The 19183-nt window shown below is 44.7% G+C and carries 16 protein-coding genes; 3 read left to right on the top strand and 13 right to left on the bottom strand.

Going from position 1 to position 19183, the window contains the following annotated elements; translation table 11 throughout:
* Position 1 precedes the first annotated feature (1 nt).
* From hisA to hisIE, 3 genes are read left to right on the top strand one after another with little or no spacing between them, the layout of a single operon-like run.
* On the top strand, positions 2 to 739 hold the full coding sequence (gene hisA / locus H0S68_RS07905; protein ID WP_020826043.1) for a 1-(5-phosphoribosyl)-5-[(5-phosphoribosylamino)methylideneamino]imidazole-4-carboxamide isomerase: 738 nt from the start codon (positions 2 to 4) through the stop codon (positions 737 to 739).
* A complete protein-coding gene (hisF, locus tag H0S68_RS07900; RefSeq protein ID WP_046374042.1) occupies positions 721 to 1497 on the top strand; it encodes an imidazole glycerol phosphate synthase subunit HisF in 777 nt (258 codons plus the stop codon). The genes hisA and hisF overlap by 19 nt, the downstream gene beginning before the upstream one ends.
* Positions 1491 to 2105, top strand: a complete 615-nt coding sequence (hisIE, locus tag H0S68_RS07895) for a bifunctional phosphoribosyl-AMP cyclohydrolase/phosphoribosyl-ATP diphosphatase HisIE (RefSeq protein ID WP_048761750.1) — start codon at positions 1491 to 1493, stop codon at positions 2103 to 2105. The genes hisF and hisIE overlap by 7 nt, the downstream gene beginning before the upstream one ends.
* Before the next feature lie 73 nt (positions 2106 to 2178).
* Here the strand turns inward: hisIE and gndA are convergent, their stop codons facing one another.
* From gndA to galE, 13 genes are all read right to left on the bottom strand, one after another.
* Positions 2179 to 3585, bottom strand: coding sequence for an NADP-dependent phosphogluconate dehydrogenase (gene gndA / locus H0S68_RS07890; RefSeq protein WP_020826040.1), 1407 nt, complete (start codon positions 3583 to 3585; stop codon positions 2179 to 2181).
* Positions 3586 to 3755: 170 nt separating this feature from the next.
* A complete protein-coding gene (locus tag H0S68_RS07885) occupies positions 3756 to 4871 on the bottom strand; it encodes a glycosyltransferase family 4 protein (protein WP_142815591.1) in 1116 nt (371 codons plus the stop codon).
* Between the two features lie 8 nt (positions 4872 to 4879).
* Positions 4880 to 6013, bottom strand: coding sequence for a glycosyltransferase family 4 protein (locus tag H0S68_RS07880; protein WP_198640283.1), 1134 nt, complete (start codon positions 6011 to 6013; stop codon positions 4880 to 4882).
* Between the two features lie 2 nt (positions 6014 to 6015).
* A complete protein-coding gene (locus H0S68_RS07875; RefSeq protein ID WP_142815593.1) occupies positions 6016 to 6909 on the bottom strand; it encodes a GDP-mannose 4,6-dehydratase in 894 nt (297 codons plus the stop codon).
* Positions 6909 to 7943, bottom strand: a complete 1035-nt coding sequence (gmd, locus tag H0S68_RS07870) for a GDP-mannose 4,6-dehydratase (protein WP_198640282.1) — start codon at positions 7941 to 7943, stop codon at positions 6909 to 6911. Before gmd ends, H0S68_RS07875 begins: the two co-directional genes overlap by 1 nt.
* Positions 7944 to 7945: 2 nt before the next feature.
* Complete coding sequence (locus tag H0S68_RS07865; protein ID WP_217330987.1) at positions 7946 to 11215, bottom strand: glycosyltransferase; 3270 nt, start codon at positions 11213 to 11215, stop codon at positions 7946 to 7948.
* 3 nt (positions 11216 to 11218) lie between these two features.
* Complete coding sequence (locus H0S68_RS07860) at positions 11219 to 11635, bottom strand: hypothetical protein (RefSeq protein WP_198640280.1); 417 nt, start codon at positions 11633 to 11635, stop codon at positions 11219 to 11221.
* 21 nt (positions 11636 to 11656) lie between these two features.
* Entirely contained in the window at positions 11657 to 12523 is an 867-nt protein-coding gene (locus H0S68_RS07855) for a class I SAM-dependent methyltransferase (protein ID WP_198640279.1), read from the bottom strand.
* 2 nt (positions 12524 to 12525) lie between these two features.
* The gene (locus tag H0S68_RS07850; protein WP_198640278.1) at positions 12526 to 13731 is read right to left on the bottom strand and encodes an ABC transporter ATP-binding protein; all 1206 of its coding nucleotides are present in this window, start codon (positions 13729 to 13731) and stop codon (positions 12526 to 12528) included.
* Positions 13731 to 14525, bottom strand: coding sequence for an ABC transporter permease (locus H0S68_RS07845; RefSeq protein WP_198640277.1), 795 nt, complete (start codon positions 14523 to 14525; stop codon positions 13731 to 13733). The genes H0S68_RS07850 and H0S68_RS07845 overlap by 1 nt, the downstream gene beginning before the upstream one ends.
* Positions 14522 to 15901, bottom strand: a complete 1380-nt coding sequence (gene cpsG / locus H0S68_RS07840; protein ID WP_198640276.1) for a phosphomannomutase CpsG — start codon at positions 15899 to 15901, stop codon at positions 14522 to 14524. Before cpsG ends, H0S68_RS07845 begins: the two co-directional genes overlap by 4 nt.
* A gap of 14 nt (positions 15902 to 15915) precedes the next feature.
* Positions 15916 to 17328, bottom strand: a complete 1413-nt coding sequence (locus tag H0S68_RS07835) for a mannose-1-phosphate guanylyltransferase/mannose-6-phosphate isomerase (RefSeq protein ID WP_142815600.1) — start codon at positions 17326 to 17328, stop codon at positions 15916 to 15918.
* Between the two features lie 630 nt (positions 17329 to 17958).
* Positions 17959 to 18975 (bottom strand): UDP-glucose 4-epimerase GalE, encoded by a 1017-nt coding sequence (galE, locus tag H0S68_RS07830; protein ID WP_198640275.1) that lies wholly within the window; start codon positions 18973 to 18975, stop codon positions 17959 to 17961.
* Positions 18976 to 19183 lie beyond the last annotated feature (208 nt).

The following is a 19183-nucleotide window of genomic DNA, read 5'->3' as shown; positions in this document are numbered from 1 at the left end:
CATGATTATTCCAGCTTTGGATTTGATCGACGGCAACGTGGTGCGTTTGCATCAGGGTGATTACGGCCAACAGCGCGACTACGGTAACGATCCGCGCTCACGCCTGCAGGACTATCAACAACAGGGTGCACAGGTATTGCATCTGGTCGATTTGACCGGTGCCAAAGATCCTGCTGCACGCCAGATCCCGCTGCTGCGCCAACTGCTCGCCGGGGTTAACGTGCCGGTACAGGTTGGCGGCGGCATTCGCAATGAGCAAGACGTTTCGGCACTGCTGGAAGCCGGTGCGACCCGCGTGGTCATCGGCTCCACCGCAGTGAAACAACCGCAGTTGGTGCAGGGCTGGTTTGAGCGCTATGGCGCAGAGGCCATGGTGCTGGCGCTGGACGTGCGTATCGACGCCGACGGCACCAAGCGCGTGGCGATCAGCGGCTGGCAAGAAAACTCAGACGCCACTTTGGAACAGGTGGTGGAGCAGTTCCTGCCCTACGGCCTCAAGCACGTGCTGTGCACCGATATTTCCCGCGATGGCACGCTGGCTGGCTCCAACGTGGCGCTGTACCAGGAAATCAGCCAACGCTATCCGCAGATTGACTTCCAGGCATCCGGTGGCATCGGCAACCTGGACGATATCGCCCAACTGCGTGGCAGTGGCGTTAAAGGTGTGATTGTGGGGCGTGCCCTGTTGGAAGGTAAGTTTAGCGTTGAGGAGGCAATCGCATGCTGGCAAAACGGATAATCCCGTGCCTGGATGTCAAAGACGGGCAAGTAGTGAAAGGCGTGCAGTTCCGCAACCATGAGATCATCGGTGACATCGTGCCGCTGGCGCAACGCTATGCGCAGGAAGGTGCGGACGAATTGGTGTTCTACGATATCACCGCCTCAAGCGATGGCCGTGTAGTGGACAAAAGCTGGGTGTCGCGAGTGGCGGAAGTGATTGATATCCCCTTCTGCGTCGCCGGCGGGATCAAAAGCCCGGAAGACGCCAGCCAGATCCTCTCTTTCGGCGCCGATAAGATTTCCATCAACTCTCCGGCGCTGGCCGACCCCGATCTAATTAGCCGTCTGGCAGATCGCTTTGGCGTACAGTGCATCGTGGTGGGTATTGATACCTGGTTCGAAGCCTCAACCGGCAAGTATCACGTTAACCAATACACCGGCGACGAAAGCCGCACCCGCGTCACTCAATGGGAAACCTTGGATTGGGTTAAAGAAGTGCAAAAACGCGGTGCCGGCGAGATTGTGTTGAACATGATGAACCAGGATGGCGTACGCAACGGTTACGATTTGGAACAGCTGCGGAAGGTCCGTGAGGTATGCAAGGTACCCCTGATTGCCTCCGGCGGCGCGGGCACCATGGAACACTTTCTGGAAGCGTTTCGTGATGCGGACGTTGACGGCGCCCTGGCCGCGTCGGTGTTCCACAAGCAAATCATTAATATCGGCGAACTGAAAAAGTTCCTGGCCGCCCAAGGTGTGGAGATCCGCCTGTGTTAACAGAACAACAAAGAAGCCAGCTCGACTGGGAAAAAACTGACCACCTGCTGCCGGCGATTGTGCAGCATGCCGTTTCCGGCGAAGTGCTGATGCTCGGCTACATGAACCAGGAAGCGCTGACCGCTACCGAGCAAAGCGGCAAGGTCACCTTCTTCTCTCGTACCAAGCAGCGCCTGTGGACCAAGGGCGAAAGCTCTGGCAACTTCCTCAACGTAGTGAGCATCACCCCAGACTGTGATAACGACACGCTGTTGATTTTGGTCAATCCGATTGGCCCGACCTGCCATCTGGGCAATACCAGCTGCTTCCACCCGGCCGCCAGCGATTGGGGTTTTCTGTATCAGTTGGAGCAACTGCTGGCGGAGCGTAAAAACGCCAGCCCCGACAGCTCTTACACCGCCAGCCTGTACGCCAGCGGCACCAAGCGTATCGCACAGAAAGTCGGTGAAGAAGGCGTGGAAACCGCATTGGCCGCAACGGTGAACGATCGCGAAGAGCTGACCAACGAAGCCTCCGATCTGATTTATCACCTGCTGGTGCTGTTGCAGGATCAGGATCTGGATTTGAGCAAGGTGATTGGTCGACTGCGTGAGCGCCACCAGAAATAGTCTTGCTTTGCAGGCATAAAAAAGCCGCCGGGCGTTAACCTCGGCGGCTTTTTTTATGCTTCAAACGTTGGGTTTATTCCATCCATTCGGTATGGAACACGCCTTCTTTGTCGATACGTTTGTAGGTGTGAGCACCGAAGTAGTCACGCTGCGCCTGGATCAGGTTGGCAGGCAGAACCGCTGAACGGTAGCTGTCGTAGTAGGAGATTGCCGCAGAGAAGGTCGGCGTAGGGATGCCGTTTTGCACCGCGTAGGACACCACGTCACGCAGCGCCTGCTGATATTCGTCAGCAATCTGCTTGAAGTAAGGTGCCAGCAACAGGTTAGCGATATCCGCGTCCTGTGCATAAGCGTCGGTGATTTTCTGCAGGAACTGTGCACGGATGATGCAGCCGGCGCGGAAGATCTTGGCAATGTCGCCGTAGTGCAGATCCCAGTTGTTTTCTTTGGAAGCCGCTTTCAGCTGAGAGAAGCCCTGCGCATAGGAAACGATTTTGCCCAGGTACAGCGCGCGGCGCACTTTCTCGACGAATTCGGCTTTGTCACCGCTGACTGGCGTCACTTTAGGACCGGTCAACACTTTAGATGCGGCAACGCGCTGGTCTTTCAGTGAGGACAGGTAACGTGCGAATACCGACTCGGTGATCAGCGACAGCGGCTCGCCCAGATCCAGAGAGCTCTGGCTGGTCCATTTGCCGGTACCTTTGTTGGCAGCTTCGTCCAGGATCACATCAACCAGGTATTTACCTTCTTCATCTTTCTTGGTGAAGATATCTTTGGTGATGTCGATCAGGTAGCTGTTCAGTTCGCCTTTGTTCCACTCGGCAAAGGTGTCAGCCAGTTCTTCATTGCTCAGGTTCAGCGCCTGCTTCAACAGGGAATAGGCTTCTGCAATCAGCTGCATGTCGCCGTATTCGATGCCGTTGTGCACCATCTTCACATAGTGACCGGCGCCATCAGCACCGATGTAGGTCACGCAAGGTTCGCCTTCCGCTACCGCAGCGATTTTCTCCAGGATTGGCGCCACCAGCTCGTAAGCTTCTTTCTGGCCGCCAGGCATGATTGAAGGCCCTTTCAGTGCGCCCTCTTCACCACCGGAAACACCGGTACCGATGAAGTTGAAGCCTTGATCAGACAGTTCGCGGTTACGACGGATGGTGTCCTGATAGTAGGTGTTGCCACCGTCGATCAGAATGTCACCTTTATCCAGGTGCGGAGTCAGGGAAGCAATGGTCTTGTCAGTCGCTTCACCCGCTTTCACCATCAGCAAGATGCGGCGTGGTTTTTCCAGCGATTCAACGAACTCTTCGACGGTGTAGTGCGGCACCAGATTTTTACCTGGATTCTCGGCAATAACTTCATCAGTTTTATCGCCTGAACGGTTAAAGATCGAAACGGTGTAACCACGGCTTTCGATGTTCAGTGCCAGATTGCGGCCCATTACCGCCATGCCGACAACGCCGATTTGTTGCTTGGACATTGAAGAACTCCTGTCTGAGGATGACCCTGTTAACAACTGTGGCCAACAGGTTTTGTGATGTGGCACACATGTTAACTCAGGATTGAGCCGCGTGGGTAGTGATTGGTGCGATAGGTCACGCTTTTGCGTATAACCTTACGTCAGAATGTAACAATATTTTTGTTTTACAATCAGTTGGCGATCAGTTGTTGATAAAGCTCTATGTAACTTTCCGCCATACGCTCCGAGGTAAACAGCGCCTGAAAACGTTTGGCTGCATTCTCACCATATCGCTGCGCCAGCTCAGGATCTTCCCATAATGTTGTCATCGCTGCGCGTAATGCTTGCGGATCGGATGGCGGCACAACCAAGCCGGTTTCCTGATCGATGTTGATATAGGTTGTTCCCGTACCAATTTCACTAGATATCAGTGATTTACCATACATCGCACCTTCTAGCAAAGTGATGCCAAAGGCCTCTGAACGCAAGTGGGAAGGGAATACCACGCTATAACATAGCTGCAGCAACGCCGCCTTATCTTCATCCGGCAGTGCTCCCAAGAAATGAATGTTTTTTAACCCCAGCTCCTGAGCCTGTTGTTTAAGTTCAACTTCGATTGGGCCAGCACCAATGATAACCAAAGGGAAATCAGTGCCCTGAATAGCCTCCAGCAAAATATGCAGGCCTTTGTAGTATCGAAATGCTCCCACAAACAGGAAGAAACGGTCGCCAACTTGTTGACGCCAGCGCTCAAGATGAGCTTCATCGGCAACCGGATAAGACTTTTTATCCAGGCCATAAGGGATCACTCTCACCTTCGGCAGATATTTTTGCAGCACCGGGCTGGTTTTCACATAGTTTGGCGATGCCGCGACGATGCAATCTACCGAACTCAAAAACTTGTTCATCAGGGGTGAGTACATTTTCAGAGCCAGTTTTTGCTTGACAATATCTGAGTGATAACTGACTACCGTCGGTTTTTTGACACCGACAATAAAATGCACCAAGTCCATATAGGGATACGGGAAATGATAATGAACAATATCCGCTTGGGCCACCAAGTCTTTGAATTTCCTTATGGCGCTTACCGAAAATGGCGTAGATGCCACTTCAAAATTAGTTGCGGCGTAGTAAGCCGGGTGCACACCTACCCGTGCATTATCAATATCGCCACGGGTGCTCAAAGAAAGTGTCGTCGACTCAATTTGGTGACAGACACCGGCTTCACTTAATTGAAAAATGACCTGCTCTATGCCACCAAAAGAATCCGGGTAGTATGTTTTATAAAAATGTAGAACTTTCAACATGAAAAATATCAAACCTGCTGGTAAGCGAGAATGGTTTCTTGCGCGCAACGTTGCCAAGAAAAATGTTTTGCCCGGTTTAAACCGTTTATCCTGGCTTGTTCGCGCCAGACTTCATCTTCAATACTTTTTTGAATCAGTTCCGTGAGTGTTTCAACATCCATTGCTGCACACATCAAGGCACAATTGCCCACGACCTCGGGCAATGAGGCACTGTCTGAGCAAACAACCGGCACCCCTGACGCCATCGCTTCCAACACGGGTAATCCAAACCCTTCATACAGTGACGGAAACAAGAAACTACGCGCACCAGCAAACAACAGAGGTAAATCAGCTGATTTAGTGTAGCCAAGGTAACGTAACCACCCTGCTTGTTGGCCCCGCTCAAAACGCTGATGCAACCCTTCGCTACTCCACCCTTTAAATCCGCTGATAACCAACGGAACGTTCAGGCGAAGAGTCAGTGGCAAGCGTTCGTAAGCATCCAGGAGCGTTTCAATATTTTTGCGAGGTTCGATCGAACCGGTAAATAAGCAGTACTGATTCGGTTTTAAATCGAGGGGGGATAAAACACGCGTAATTTCTTCTAGTTGACGCGGATAAAAATCCCCGCTGCTGGCTAACTGAGCCGCATAAACCTTGCTCAAAGGCAGATTGAAATACTCAGCCAATTCATGTCGAGTAAATTCAGAGTCCGTGATAAGAACATTGGCACGCTTAATAGTCAGCAGCAGTTCTTTCTGCATGAAACGAACCCGCTCTGCCGGATGGCATTGTGGCCAGGTGAATACCGAGAGGTCATGGAAAGTGGCCACGCAACGATCAATGTTGGGGGGCAAATAAAAATTAGGGCTGTGGTATAACGCATCCGGGTGTTTTCTGAGCGTATAAGTTTTTAACCACGGTGCCGTCAAGCGATACAATTCTGATGCAAAATGACTCTTTTGTACTCGTCGACGCAGCCCCTGAGCTGAGGAAGTAATTTCTCTGGCTGTAGGAATCTGCTGGCTTAAGCTGCGCCCGTTAAGGAATAAAAGCTCAGAAATTTCCGAGCTTTCTTTCAAACCGTTGGCTAACTCATAAGCATATCGACCAATCCCGGTTAAAGGGTACTTTATCGGGTCAGTACCAAATATAACTTTCATTCTCAGTTTTCCAACATCCAGCGTAACGTCTCTTCCAGTGGTGGTGTATCCCATTCGCCAACAGTGGAACGCAATTTACTTGCATCACCACATAGGCTTTTAACTTCGTTTGGGCGCACAAAAGCAGGGTTTACTCGGATCTCTAAAGAATGACCAGAGATCTTTTCACATAGTGCTACAGCTTCACGCAAGGAGTATGTTCTGCCAGAACAAACATTGATGGTTTCCCCCACAGGCTTAGCCTGGAGCAGCGCCACATAGGCCTTGCTTAAAGCACGTACATCGGTGAAATCCCGCCAAACATCAATATTACCCAATTCGATGATTGCGGCCTTCTCTTTATAGTGCTTCACAATCTTTGGTAATAAGAAATTCTCAGCCTGGCCAACGCCGGTATAATTAAAAGGTCTGGTAATAAATATTGGCAATTTATCCATCCAGAGCTTGGTCATATACTCCATCGCCAACTTACTTACCGCATAATCATTTGCTGGATTTGCTGCTGTGGACTCGTCCAGTTTTCCCTCGATGCTATTGCCATAAACATTGGCACTGCTCGCAATCAGGATAGCATCCAAGGATTTGCCACAATCATAAAGCGCCTGCAATAAATTACGGGTTCCTACTACGTTAACGCTGTAAAACGCACTGGTATCGCCGTGACCAACAAAGGCAATCGCGGCCAAATGGACCACGACATCAGGCTTAACCTGTGCAATAGCATCAGTCAGTTCATCCGCATTTAATAGGTTGACCTGCAAATAATCCTCTTGGGTTGAGGGTAATGACCCCAACCCAAACACCCGATACCCGGCAGCGGATAGTTCCGCTGCCACATAGCGGCCGGTAAACCCATTAATGCCTGTAATCAAGGCACGTTTGCCAGCGCCAAACATCAGAATGAGGATCCGTTCTGATTACGACGAATGTCTTGTTCGACCATCATCTGGCAAAGCTGTTCCAAAGTGGTTTTCGGCTCCCAGCCTAAAATTTCTTTAGCGCGTTCAGGATTACCAATCAGGAGCTCAACCTCGGCAGGACGGTAGAATTTCGGATTAACGCGAACCAAGATTTTACCCGTAGCAACATCAACACCAATTTCCTGCTCTTCTTTACCTTCAAAGCGCAAAGTGAAGCCCGCAGCTTTAAAGGCCATGGAGACGAAGTCACGCACGGTTTCGGTGCGATTGGTTGCCAGCACGAAAGTATCCGGTTGTTCAGCTTGAAGCATACGCCACATTCCTTCCACGTACTCCTTGGCAAACCCCCAATCGCGCTTCGCGTCCATATTGCCCAGCTCAAGCACGTCTAATTGGCCCAGTTTGATTTTGGCAACTGAGTCAGTGATTTTACGTGTAACAAACTCACGACCACGCAAAGGAGACTCATGGTTGAACAAAATACCGCTGGAAGCGAAAATGCCGTAGCTTTCACGATAGTTAATCGTCATCCAGTGAGCATATAATTTCGCAACACCGTAAGGGCTACGCGGATAGAAAGGTGTGTCCTCCTTCTGAGGAACAGCTTGCACCAAGCCGAACATTTCGGACGTTGAGGCTTGATAGAAGCGAATCTTCGGATTAACGATACGGATCGCTTCTAGCAGATTTACCGGACCCAATCCGGTAATTTCGGCGGTAGTAATAGGTTGCTCAAATGAAACACCCACAAAACTCTGCGCTGCCAGGTTATAGACCTCAGTAGCACCGGTTTGTTGAAGCAGACGAATGCTGGCGGAAAGATCGGTCAGATCGTATTCAACCAAATTCAGATTTGGGTGTTTATCAATACCCAATTCTTCAATACGCCAGAAATTGACAGAACTGGTACGACGATAGGTTCCATGAACCACGTAGCCTTTTTCTAACAGTAGTTCTGCAAGATAAGCGCCGTCTTGGCCAGTGATGCCAGTAATTACTGCAATTTTCATAATCATTGAATACCTAAGATCAAACGGTGATATAACTCTTCGGATTGTAACGCGGAACGGTTTGAGGATAAATCTTTGACTCGGGCTTTAGCACCGTCAGAAAGCGTTTTGTAGAACGCCTCATTATTACAAAGAATTGCCATTTTCTCAGCCAAATCCTGCTCTGAACCGTCCTTGAAAATGAGACCACACTGTTCACTCAATACCACTTCAGGTATTGCACCAGCACTACTGCCAATGACAGGTTTACCATGCACAAAAGCCTCAAGAGGCACAAGGCCAAAAGATTCGTATCGTGAAGGGAAAACAACCACATCGCAAAAAGCATACAGTTTTTCGCGATCCCAGTCCGACACTTCACCTAAGAGAGTAACATTATACTGTTTTCCAGCTAAGTGTTCCTCAAGCAGAGCTTGAACTCCAATACCATCATGACCAGCAAATACAAACATCACATCGCTAGCTTTTTCGTGGAATTGTTGATTAAATTGAGCAATTGCCTTAATAAAAACATCAACTCCTTTGCGTTTTTCCAATCTGCCCAAGAACAGATAAATCATTTTTCCATTTTCTTTGGCACTAATCAATTCTGGGAAATGGCTAATGTCACTATAACCACGCGACACATCGTAGCTAGGCCAATAGGCAATACCAGCATTGATAATGTTAAAACGCTCGTCTGCGTCAATCTTATATCGCTTAGTGAATGTATTTTGGATGGATTGGCTGATAGGTACAACAGCATCCGCGGCTCTCACCATAGAACGTTCGAACTCAACGAGCAAATCTTTATCAAGGGTTGGCATATTCCAGCCATTGGTCTCATCCGCAACTATTAATGGCGTGACCAAACGAACAACCAGAGGTATGTTTAGTTCTTCCTTTATCTGTTGGAAAGCGTAACATTCAGCGTCCCACAGGCAAGTATCAACTACAGAAATCGGAATCTCGTCATTCAACGCATCTATTGTAATTGCAACCTTTACTGCCCAAGATAAATTGACATTCGCAATAACTGAGTTCGTATAGTTTTCAGTGACCTCTGGTTTTGAGAGACTAATCAGGCGGAAATTACCACGTTCGAGCCTATCTTCATTCCCTTGGGTGATTACAGTAACATCATGCCCCTGTAATAAAAGCTCACTTGCTAGATGGTAATAAAGTGTTCCAATCCCACCCGACTTAGTAAATGGTGGGAACTCTTTGGTGACAAGAACTATATGCAGCTTGTTAAATCCTCCGCCATGGTTATTGACCTCAAACGGAAGCAGCTTCGTATTATTAGAAGTTAATTTAATCAATTTACGAGGATGACTTGCTGCAGCAATGCCCGCATCAAAACCATCCCAAACACTTTTAACAAGTAATTTAAAGTCTTCTTGTGATAACTCCCCTGACCGAGCCCCGCTCTCAAGATATGCTATACGTTCTTTTTCTACTATTTTTCTAGTCTGGGCGATAATAAAATCTTTATCGCCTTGGTTGAATCGCAAAGCAAAATATACTGTATTTTTAACAATGGAGAACCAATTGTATTTATACTTGCTTACCCGATTATCACTCTGCGCGAACTCATGCCGTAAATAAGCATCTGGACAATGATGAATTTTATAACCATTTTCAATAAGCCTAAAGCAGACATCAGTCTCATCGAGGAAATAATCATATTCTTCATCAAAAGATCCAGTAGACAATAAATAGTCCCGACGGAATGATGAGTTAGTTCCTAGCAACGTTCGATGATAATCAGTGTTAAAGTATAATTCCCTATCCGGATTTGTAACACCAGAACCAAAACTATCTACAAGAATATCAATGGCTTGAAACTGTAAAGTCCCAGCATAATATGTTGGACCACCTACGCCGGCAACAAAATTATGAGATGCATTATAGTAATCAAGAATGCGGTCACACCAATTGTAAAATGGCATAGCATCATCATCAATGAATGCTATAACATCGCCAGACGCTAGGTTACTGCCTATATTCCGAGAAACCGAAAGGTTACGAATTGGATTGTCTGCATAAACAATCTTATGACGCCACTTCTCGATAACCTTCGATGTATGGTCGGTTGATGGGCCATTCACAACAACGACTTCGAAATTACTGTTATAGCTTCTCGTTAAATAATCTAAACAGCGGTCAAGATAATCCGCACGGTTGAATGTACAAATAACAAAGCTGACTGATTTGAAGCGTCCCGGCCCACCAATAATTTTAGTTAGAAACTCAGACGCAACTTTCAGCCAAGCGCTATAACCGCACGAATGGAGAACCTTTCTTTGATGTTCTAATAATGTAACGACGAAATTATCATCATTGAGTATTTTTTCGAACTTATCAAATAGCTCTTCATCATTTTTAAAAATACCAGAAGAAGCATCTAAAGTTTCAGAGACTGCTGCTGCATCTAAAGCCAATACAGGAATATTATATAATGCAGCTTCAAGTAATGGAACGCCAAAACCTTCATGTTCACTGAAGCACAGTAAGCACATTGCGCTTTGGTAATATTCATCCAGCACTGACTGACTGACTTTCCCGGTAATGCACACATGATCCTGCAGACCAAGTTCATTGATAATGCGTACGATCCGCTTATAAAAAGAAGACGATGAATCATACCCACCCACGAGAATCAACTTTCCAATATTTGGAAACTTAATGCGCAACTTACCATAAACTTCTACAAGCCTATCTTGTCGCTTGTTCTCACAAATTCGACCAACGAAAAGAATATTTTTTTCTTTATTATTAGCGTTAGAAAACTTCTTCTCATCGATATCATCAATTATAATTGGAAGCTTAAATGTTTTAGCCGAGTCATAACCTAACTCTACGATCTCTTTAATATTATAATTACTTACACCAGCAACAAAATCAAATTTATTAACAATTTCCTTTAACTGCTCACGCCCACGCTTACAATATTTATAAAGCTGACTATTTTTATCAAAAAAATAATGAGGGGTAATATTGTGATATAACATCACTTTTAAACAATTTTGTTTAAGAACATAATCAGAACAAATTTCAGAGAACCCAGAGAAGTGATAAATGATAATATCTTCTTCATTAGCACTTAGTGAGCTAATATGATTGGTAATACCTTCTCTTTCGGGATGGAAATGTGAAACATAAACCTGAGAATCAATACAAAATATATCTTTCAATGCAGTATTAATGTTTACAACATGATTAGAACATGCGTCATAAACATCAAGTGATTCGATAACTTGAATCACCTTACCGTTAAAATGATTAAACATTGCTTACCTCTTATATTTTCTATATAGTTTCGTGGCAACATCCAATAATTTGGGGTTTTTCATTAACAATTTGATTGCAACAAATCGAGTTTTCCCCAAAATCTTAACCTTATTCTCAGGATGAAGCGAAAGCAAACTAATAAATATAAAGGGGCGCGTACGAAAACGGTCGATTATATGATAACCTTTAACATTCTCTCGTTTATCTTTCATTATTAATGCAACGATCAAATCACGATAGTCTTCTTTGCATAAAGAAATAAGTTCCTTTATATGATACAGCTTTGAAGACGCCCGGAACTGCAAGCTTTTCGGGATGGCCGATAAATAAGAGTCTTGAGATGTCAGTCTTACTTCTCTCTCCCGAAGAATCTCTTGTTTTATTTTAGCGTTAACTTCGTCAAGCATATTGATGCTCATAATTTTATCCTAGCATGTCAATCACACCTTCCGTGCAATCAACTCCATTTCACGACACAGTCCATTTTTTCTGTTATCTTCGACAACAGAAACACTATCAAAACCGGCTTCGATAAGCAGTTGTGTCAGGCTGTCTGTCGTAAACATAGTATAATGAAAATCACCTTCATAATCCTGTGCGCCATAAGTTACTTTACGTAAGTCTTCAAAGTTCATTTCACCTGCAATATAATCTTTTATCATGCTATGCGCATCAGGTACAACGATATGCAGTTGCCCCCCTTCCCGGATTTTACTGAACCAATGAGGGAGTATGATTCTTTTAAGCTCTAGCTCAGTAAAGTGCTCAGCTAAATGTGCGCAATAAATCTCCTCCAACTCACCATTGTTAAATGGCAATTCACTTGCGGAAGAAATTATATCAACACCAGGAATTTCCCTTGCATCAACATTAATGTAGCCTTCGATTTGAACGTGACCGCAACCTACGTTAATACGTCGTATTCCTGAATCGTATTTATCATTATTTAAAACTTTGCTTTCAATATTGGTAACTTCTGTTTTATCTTTAAATGAACCTGTTTTCACCCTGAGTTCAAACATCAGCTCTTCGCGAACAAACTCCAGTCTATCTGCAACTTTATGCACTGCGTTATCGATTTTGGAAATACCGTCTTTATGTTCAGCCAAATCATTCCGTAAAACAAACAGGTCATCAGGTGATTCAACAACAGGTTCAACTCCTTGTAACTCCTTTAATCCTTTAACTTCCTCTCCCAACGATTCAATTTTACTATTTAAATCATTCAAGGTCTCAAGTACAGCATTATTATGAGACGTTGAGTCATTAAGGTGTTTAGTTAAACGCTTAAAGTAATTTAAAATCAAAACTATTTCTCCAAGTTAACTATTTGGCAATCAGCATCCAGCCATGCACTACCAACAAAAATTCTCTCTGGCGCAACGACATGAAATGTACCCAAGCCATCAACCCAGTGATAACACTCTTCGTAATGATCGCGCTCTTTATGCAACGCAGCAGAGACTGAAAACTCACCAACGCCAATATTCATATTCAAGATAAACTTAACCAGCTTAGGTCCTAAGCTGGAAATATTCGCTTTCAATGCCAGAGTGTTAGTACCAAAAATAACATTCCCCAATCTGTCACGAATATGAAAACCAAGAGTCAATCCAGAACTAATTTCTTTATTGTCTATTTCAAAACAGAGTTCATATTTATTTGAAACTGTTAATGTTTCAACTTTATTACCATTGCTATCAATAATATAAAATCCATTTACAACTGCACGAAGGTCTCCTGATACCATTTTCCCTTCATGAAGTTTAACATCCATAGTATCTGACGTTTTTGAAAGCTTTGCATTATACAAATTCATGACATCGGTAGGCACAGTATCCGCTACGACCCTACCCTTTTCAATAAGAATTGCTCTACTGCATAGGTTTGCAATTGCAGCTTGATCATGAGATACAATCAATAAAGTTGTACCCCGTGATTTATATTCTTTTATGCGAGAAAAACATTTAGCTTGAAAATACGCATCTCCTACAGAAAGGGCTTCATCAACAATCAATACTTCTGGTCGCAAGGCAGTCGCAACACTGAAAGCAAGACGAACTTGCATCCCACTAGAATAAGTGCGTACAGGTTGGTCTATATATTGACCGATCTCTGCAAACTCTTCAATAAATGGCATGAGCTCTCTAATTTGCTCAAGTGACATGCCAAGTAGTTGCCCCGACATGAAAACATTGTCGCGACCAGTAAAGTCTGGGTGAAAGCCCATCCCTAATTCTAGCAATGCGGCAACGCGCCCGTTTATTTTTACACGTCCTTGTGTCGCTGCTGTGGTACCAGTAATGATCTTAAGCAACGTACTCTTGCCCGCACCATTTACCCCAATGATACCAACAGCCTCGCCAGGATTCACGGTGAAATTGATATCGTCTAGGATAGTGGTAACACTATGTCGACAACTATTAAATGGAGAAAACCACTCAATAAGACGGTCATAACGACTATTGTATTTTTTATAGGATTTACAAATACCCTCTACAATTATACTACTCATTATAATTCATCTACCATGTCACCGGAATGTTTCCGGAATAAGTGAAGGGCAACAATAAGCAGTATCATGGATAATGCTCCAACTAAGTATAGATTGCTCCAATCAGGCCATTTATTTTTCACAAATATATTCTGATAACCTACAATAAGACCTGTCATAGGATTCAGCATCAGCCATTTACTGGCCCATTTTGGTAGTATATCAATTATATAAATAATCGGTGTAAACCAGAACCAAAATTGAAGAAGTATATTCATAAATTGTGACACATCACGGAAAAATACATTTAACACTCCGAGAGTAACACCCAACCCCAATGAAAAAACAATTTGAACAATTAACAAAGGAATCATCCCCAAAATGTACACGCCGGGGAAATTCCCTGTAAAAGCAAGGAACAATATATAAAGTGAAAATATAATCAAAAAATTTATAAATGAAGCGCCCAGAGATATAACAGGAAGACATATTCTAGGGAAGTTTATTTTCTTTAAGAAGTTTGCGTTATCGACAAAAACAGTTTGTAGTCGTGTCACCAACTCAGCAAAAAAACCCCAAGTTAACAGTCCTGAACATATGTAAATGCTATATGCAAACGGTCCTGTATCGCCAGGCATTCTTGCTCTCATAACCTCAGCAAATATAACCGTATAGACTATTATCATTGCGAGCGGTTGTAATACCAACCATGCGGCACCAAGCATACTAGTCTTATATCTAGACTGAAAGTCTCGCTTAATGCTACTTCCAATAAACCCTCGATAATTATATATCGACATGAGTAAGTTCTTCATTTTTCCATCCCATCTAAAAGCACAAGTAGCTCTTCCGTTTTATTTTTCATTACACGTTCATCAGCTCTTGACTCAACATTAAGTCTTACTACAGGCTCAGTGTTCGACACCCGTATATTAAAACGCCAACTTTCTAATTCAATACTTAGACCATCTGTATAATCAAATTTTACAGCTGCAGCTTTATAGGTTTCTTGTATTTTATTAATTAACTTATCAACATTAGCAACCCTGCGATTAATTTCCCCTGAAACGGGGTAAGCCAGCATGCGGTAACCGACTAATTGACTGAGCTGTTTCTCTTTTGTAGACAGCAAACTTGCCACCAATAACCATGGAATCATGCCGCTATCACAATAAGCAAAGTCACGGAAATAATGATGTGCGCTCATCTCGCCGCCATAGATGGCATCTTCTTTTCGCATGCGTTCTTTGATAAAAGCATGCCCCGTTTTCGACATGACAGGAATACCACCGGCTTGATTAACAATATCGATGGTATTCCATGAAAGACGAGGATCATGAATAATCTTGGAGCCTGGATTGTTTTGCAAGAAAGCTTCGGCCAGAAGACCAACGATGTAGTAACCTTCGATAAAGTTCGCTTTCTCATCAAACAAGAAACAACGGTCGAAATCACCGTCGAAAGCTATCCCCATGTCAGCCTGATGCTCAAGTACTGCTTTCGCTGTGTCAGCACGACATTCCGGCAATAATGGATTAGGTATTCCATTAGGGAAATTACCATCCGGCAGATGGTTAACTTTGACAAAAGATACAGGGACATTATTTTGTTTAAATCGACGCTCTATCTCATCGATAACATGCCCTGCAGCACCATTACCGGAGTTAATCACCAACTTCGTTGGTTTCAGTGTTGCAGTATCAATATAGCCCAGTAAGTGATCAACATACTCGGTCAAGACAGATATCTGTTGATAGCTGCCACGCTTATTTTCTGTAACAGGCGTGAATGAATTTTCTTCCGCCAGTTGCTTAATTGCTAATAAGCCAGTATCACCGCTAATTGGCTGTGCGTTAGCACGGACCAGTTTCATGCCGTTGTAATCCATTGGATTATGGCTCGCCGTAACTTCGATACCACCATCCATACCAAGGTGGAAAGTCGCGAAGTACACTTCTTCGGTGCCACTCATACCAATGTCATATACATCAGCACCAGCATCTTGCAATCCGTTAGCCAAGGCCAGTTTGAGTGATTCACTGGTCAACCGCACGTCTCCACCAACGATAACGCGCTGCGGTTTAAGATACTCGCCATATGCACGGCCGATACGGTAGGCAATATCCTCATTTAGCTCTTCGCCAAGCTGCCCACGGATATCGTATGCTTTGAAACAAGTTAAGGTACTCATTAAAACCTCAAAAATTAGCAACGCCCGTAATGATCTTTAATACGAATAATATCATCATCCCCTAAATAAGACCCCGCTTGCACTTCTATCAGTTCCAACGGAATATTCCCTGGATTTTCTAAGCGGTGAATAACACCAATAGGAATAAACGTGGACTGATTTTCTGTCAGCAAAAAGGTTTTATCTCCGGTTGTTACTCTTGCCGTGCCCGCAAGCACCACCCAATGCTCAGTACGATGATGATGCATCTGCAAAGAGAAAGCTTCGCCAGGATTTACGGTGATGCGATTCACATTAAAACGTTTTTCATCCACCAGAAGATCGCAAATGCCCCATGGACGATACACTTCTCGATGTCTTCTGTATTCGCTACGTTTATGCTTTTTCAGGTGCTCTACGACTTTTTTGACATCTTGCACCTTGGATTTATCAACCACTAATACGGCGTCTTTAGTGTTCACAATCACCAGGTTATCTACGCCAACGGCAGCAACCAACTTTTCGTCAGTATTGATATAGCAATCACGAGTATTGTGAAGGAAGGTATCCCCCGTTAGCGCATTACCTGCTTCGTCCTTCTGACTGACTTCCCACAATGCCGACCATGACCCTACATCACTCCAACCGGCATCCAACGGGATCATGACGGCATCATGAGTTTTCTCCATAACCGCATAATCAACTGATTCGTCTGGGCAACTGGAAAATGCATCATAATTAACATTGATAAAGTTTTTATCGCACTCAGTATCCGCCAAGGAAAGACGGCATGCATCCAGAATATCCGGGCGGAACCGCTCCAACTCTTCCAGATAACGTTTGGCACGGAACATAAACATGCCGCTATTCCAGAAGTACTCTCCGGAATCTACATAAGATTGCGCTGTAGCAAGATCAGGTTTTTCAACAAAGCGTTTTACACTGGACGCTTCTGCATTTTCGCCAGTGCTTTCGCCACGTTGGATATAGCCATAGCCTGTTTCCGGTCCGCTAGGCACAATACCAAAGGTAACAAGGCTCTGTCCGGCGGCGTAAGGTATCGCGGCTTCAATGGCATGATGGAAAGTAGCAACGTCTTTTATAATATGATCCGCAGCCAACACCAGCATGATAGGATCATGCCCCTGCGCGATGGCATTCAGAGCAGCCAAAGCTATAGCCGGTGCCGTATTGCGGCCAATAGGTTCAAGAATGATGTTATGAGACAACATGTCAATTTGACGCAGTTGCTCAGCTACCATAAAGCGGTGATCTTCGTTACAGATTACGACAGGTTCGCTAACCTCAACTCCATCAAGACGTTTTAACGTTTCCTGCAGCATTGAATGCAAACTATGCAGACGCAAAAATTGTTTAGGATGAAGTTCGCGGGACATTGGCCATAAACGGCTACCTGTACCACCGGCCATAATTACTGGAAGTAACATTTTTTTTCCTTATAACACTTAGCTATATAGAACCATAAATTCAAAAAAACTTAAGAAAGTGCATCACGCTGGGAGGGAATTTCTACATATCGAATCTGACTGCGGGGAAGTAGTACACGACCCATCACAAGGGCTACAGTTTCACACTCTACGGAAGACATGATTTCACGGAGTTAACTTGAAACTTCCGGCTTCAGGCACTAAAAAGGGCACGCTACCGCCCTTGGCTCAACAGCTACCAATGGACTGATATTAAAGCAATTTATATCTTTTCTCTCGTTGTGCTCTGCCGCTAAAAATCAGCCATAACGCAAAATTTCATATCACTGTCATCTTGGTAGGCTAAGTATGACAACAGCACAATATTTTTGTTGCGTATGCTATCACCTTACCCATCAAAACACCTGTACATTATCCGTTCTTTCAGGCTTATCTGAAAATGAACGCTCATTAAACAGGCAGAATAAAAGGCTTATCTTACAATTACAATACGCATCAAATGGTTAGCTTGATTATGGTTTGAATGATGATGACAAATAGGGATATTCTTAGACACATGATCGCAACCTGTAGTCTACAAGCTGCAATCATGAGATGAGGGAAATGGGTAGATATTTTTAATAGAAATAGTTAGTTGCGGTAGCCTTGAGGATTATTTTTTTGCCAATTCCAAGTGTCGCGCATCATTTCATCAATGCCACGCCGCACTTCCCAGCCTAACTCCTGACGAGCCAGGTTGGCATCCGCCCAGAAGGCTGGTAAATCACCATCACGACGCGGCAAAACCTGGTACGGGATCGCCACGCCAGATGCCTTTTCAAAAGCCCTCACCATAGCAAGCACCGAATACCCTACCCCGGCCCCCAAATTGTAAGCTTTGAACCCTCCGATCTTTTCCAAATGGTCCATTGCCATCAAGTGGCCTTCGGCCAGATCCACTACGTGGATATAATCGCGCACACCGGTACCATCCTCTGTCGGATAGTCACCACCAAATACGCCAAGTTTATCAAGCTTGCCAATAGCCACCTGCGCAATATACGGCAGCAGATTATTCGGAATACCATTAGGATCTTCGCCAATCATCCCCGACTCATGTGCTCCGACCGGATTGAAGTAGCGCAAGGCAATGATAGAAAATTCAGGCTCAGCCTTGGCAAAATCCTGCAAAATCTGCTCAACCATCAATTTTGAAGTGCCATAGGGACTGGTAGTTCCGCCAATTGGCGTGGTTTCTACATAAGGAACCGGAGAATTTTCACCATAGACCGTTGCAGAAGAGCTGAAGATAAACTTGGTTACGTGAGCACGTCGCATCTCCTCCAGTAACACCAAAGTTCCTGCGACGTTGTTTTGATAGTATTCCAGCGGTTTACGAGTCGACTCACCTACAGCTTTCAAGCCAGCAAAATGAATAACGGAACTGATTTTATGCTCGCTGAAGATACCCTTTAGGCAGTGATTATCCTGAATATCGCCTTTGTAGAAGGTCGCGGCCTTACCCGCCAACTGTTCTACACGTTGCAAAGATTCTTCCGATGCGTTTGATAAGTTGTCCAGTACTACAACATCTTCACCACGCTCCAGCAGAGCTAAAACCGTATGAGAACCAATATAACCGGCACCACCTGTGACTAGAATCGCCATAAAACCCCCTTATTCACATCCGTAATTTGATACCAGCATGCATTTTACTTCAGAGCCGGAGACCATTTTTAAGTAAACCTTCTTTATCAAAAAGCCCACAAAAATCATAATCGGCCGTCCAAAACCCGAATGATATGCTCACTAAATCAAAAAATATTCTCGGTATTTTGAAAGAAGGGCGGCCATAGCCGCCCCACATAAACAGCGC

Source organism: Serratia sp. AXJ-M, assembly GCF_046531865.1.
GTDB lineage: Bacteria > Pseudomonadota > Gammaproteobacteria > Enterobacterales > Enterobacteriaceae > Serratia > Serratia liquefaciens.
This window is presented reverse-complemented; position numbering and strand designations above follow the sequence as displayed.

What these genes read in the sequence shown, in the direction of transcription:
- galE (WP_198640275.1), bottom strand. Translation starts at nt 18,975, where the DNA reads ATGGCGATTCTAGTCACAGGTGGTGCCGGTTATATTGGTTCTCATACG.
- H0S68_RS07860 (WP_198640280.1), bottom strand. Translation starts at nt 11,635, where the DNA reads ATGAGCATCAATATGCTTGACGAAGTTAACGCTAAAATAAAACAAGAG.
- cpsG (WP_198640276.1), bottom strand. Translation starts at nt 15,901, where the DNA reads ATGAGTACCTTAACTTGTTTCAAAGCATACGATATCCGTGGGCAGCTT.
- H0S68_RS07865 (WP_217330987.1), bottom strand. Translation starts at nt 11,215, where the DNA reads ATGTTTAATCATTTTAACGGTAAGGTGATTCAAGTTATCGAATCACTT.
- H0S68_RS07885 (WP_142815591.1), bottom strand. Translation starts at nt 4,871, where the DNA reads ATGTTGAAAGTTCTACATTTTTATAAAACATACTACCCGGATTCTTTT.
- hisA (WP_020826043.1), top strand. Translation starts at nt 2, where the DNA reads ATGATTATTCCAGCTTTGGATTTGATCGACGGCAACGTGGTGCGTTTG.
- H0S68_RS07875 (WP_142815593.1), bottom strand. Translation starts at nt 6,909, where the DNA reads ATGTTTGGCGCTGGCAAACGTGCCTTGATTACAGGCATTAATGGGTTT.
- gndA (WP_020826040.1), bottom strand. Translation starts at nt 3,585, where the DNA reads ATGTCCAAGCAACAAATCGGCGTTGTCGGCATGGCGGTAATGGGCCGC.
- H0S68_RS07880 (WP_198640283.1), bottom strand. Translation starts at nt 6,013, where the DNA reads ATGAAAGTTATATTTGGTACTGACCCGATAAAGTACCCTTTAACCGGG.
- hisF (WP_046374042.1), top strand. Translation starts at nt 721, where the DNA reads ATGCTGGCAAAACGGATAATCCCGTGCCTGGATGTCAAAGACGGGCAA.
- H0S68_RS07845 (WP_198640277.1), bottom strand. Translation starts at nt 14,525, where the DNA reads ATGAAGAACTTACTCATGTCGATATATAATTATCGAGGGTTTATTGGA.
- H0S68_RS07850 (WP_198640278.1), bottom strand. Translation starts at nt 13,731, where the DNA reads ATGAGTAGTATAATTGTAGAGGGTATTTGTAAATCCTATAAAAAATAC.
- gmd (WP_198640282.1), bottom strand. Translation starts at nt 7,943, where the DNA reads ATGAAAATTGCAGTAATTACTGGCATCACTGGCCAAGACGGCGCTTAT.
- H0S68_RS07835 (WP_142815600.1), bottom strand. Translation starts at nt 17,328, where the DNA reads ATGTTACTTCCAGTAATTATGGCCGGTGGTACAGGTAGCCGTTTATGG.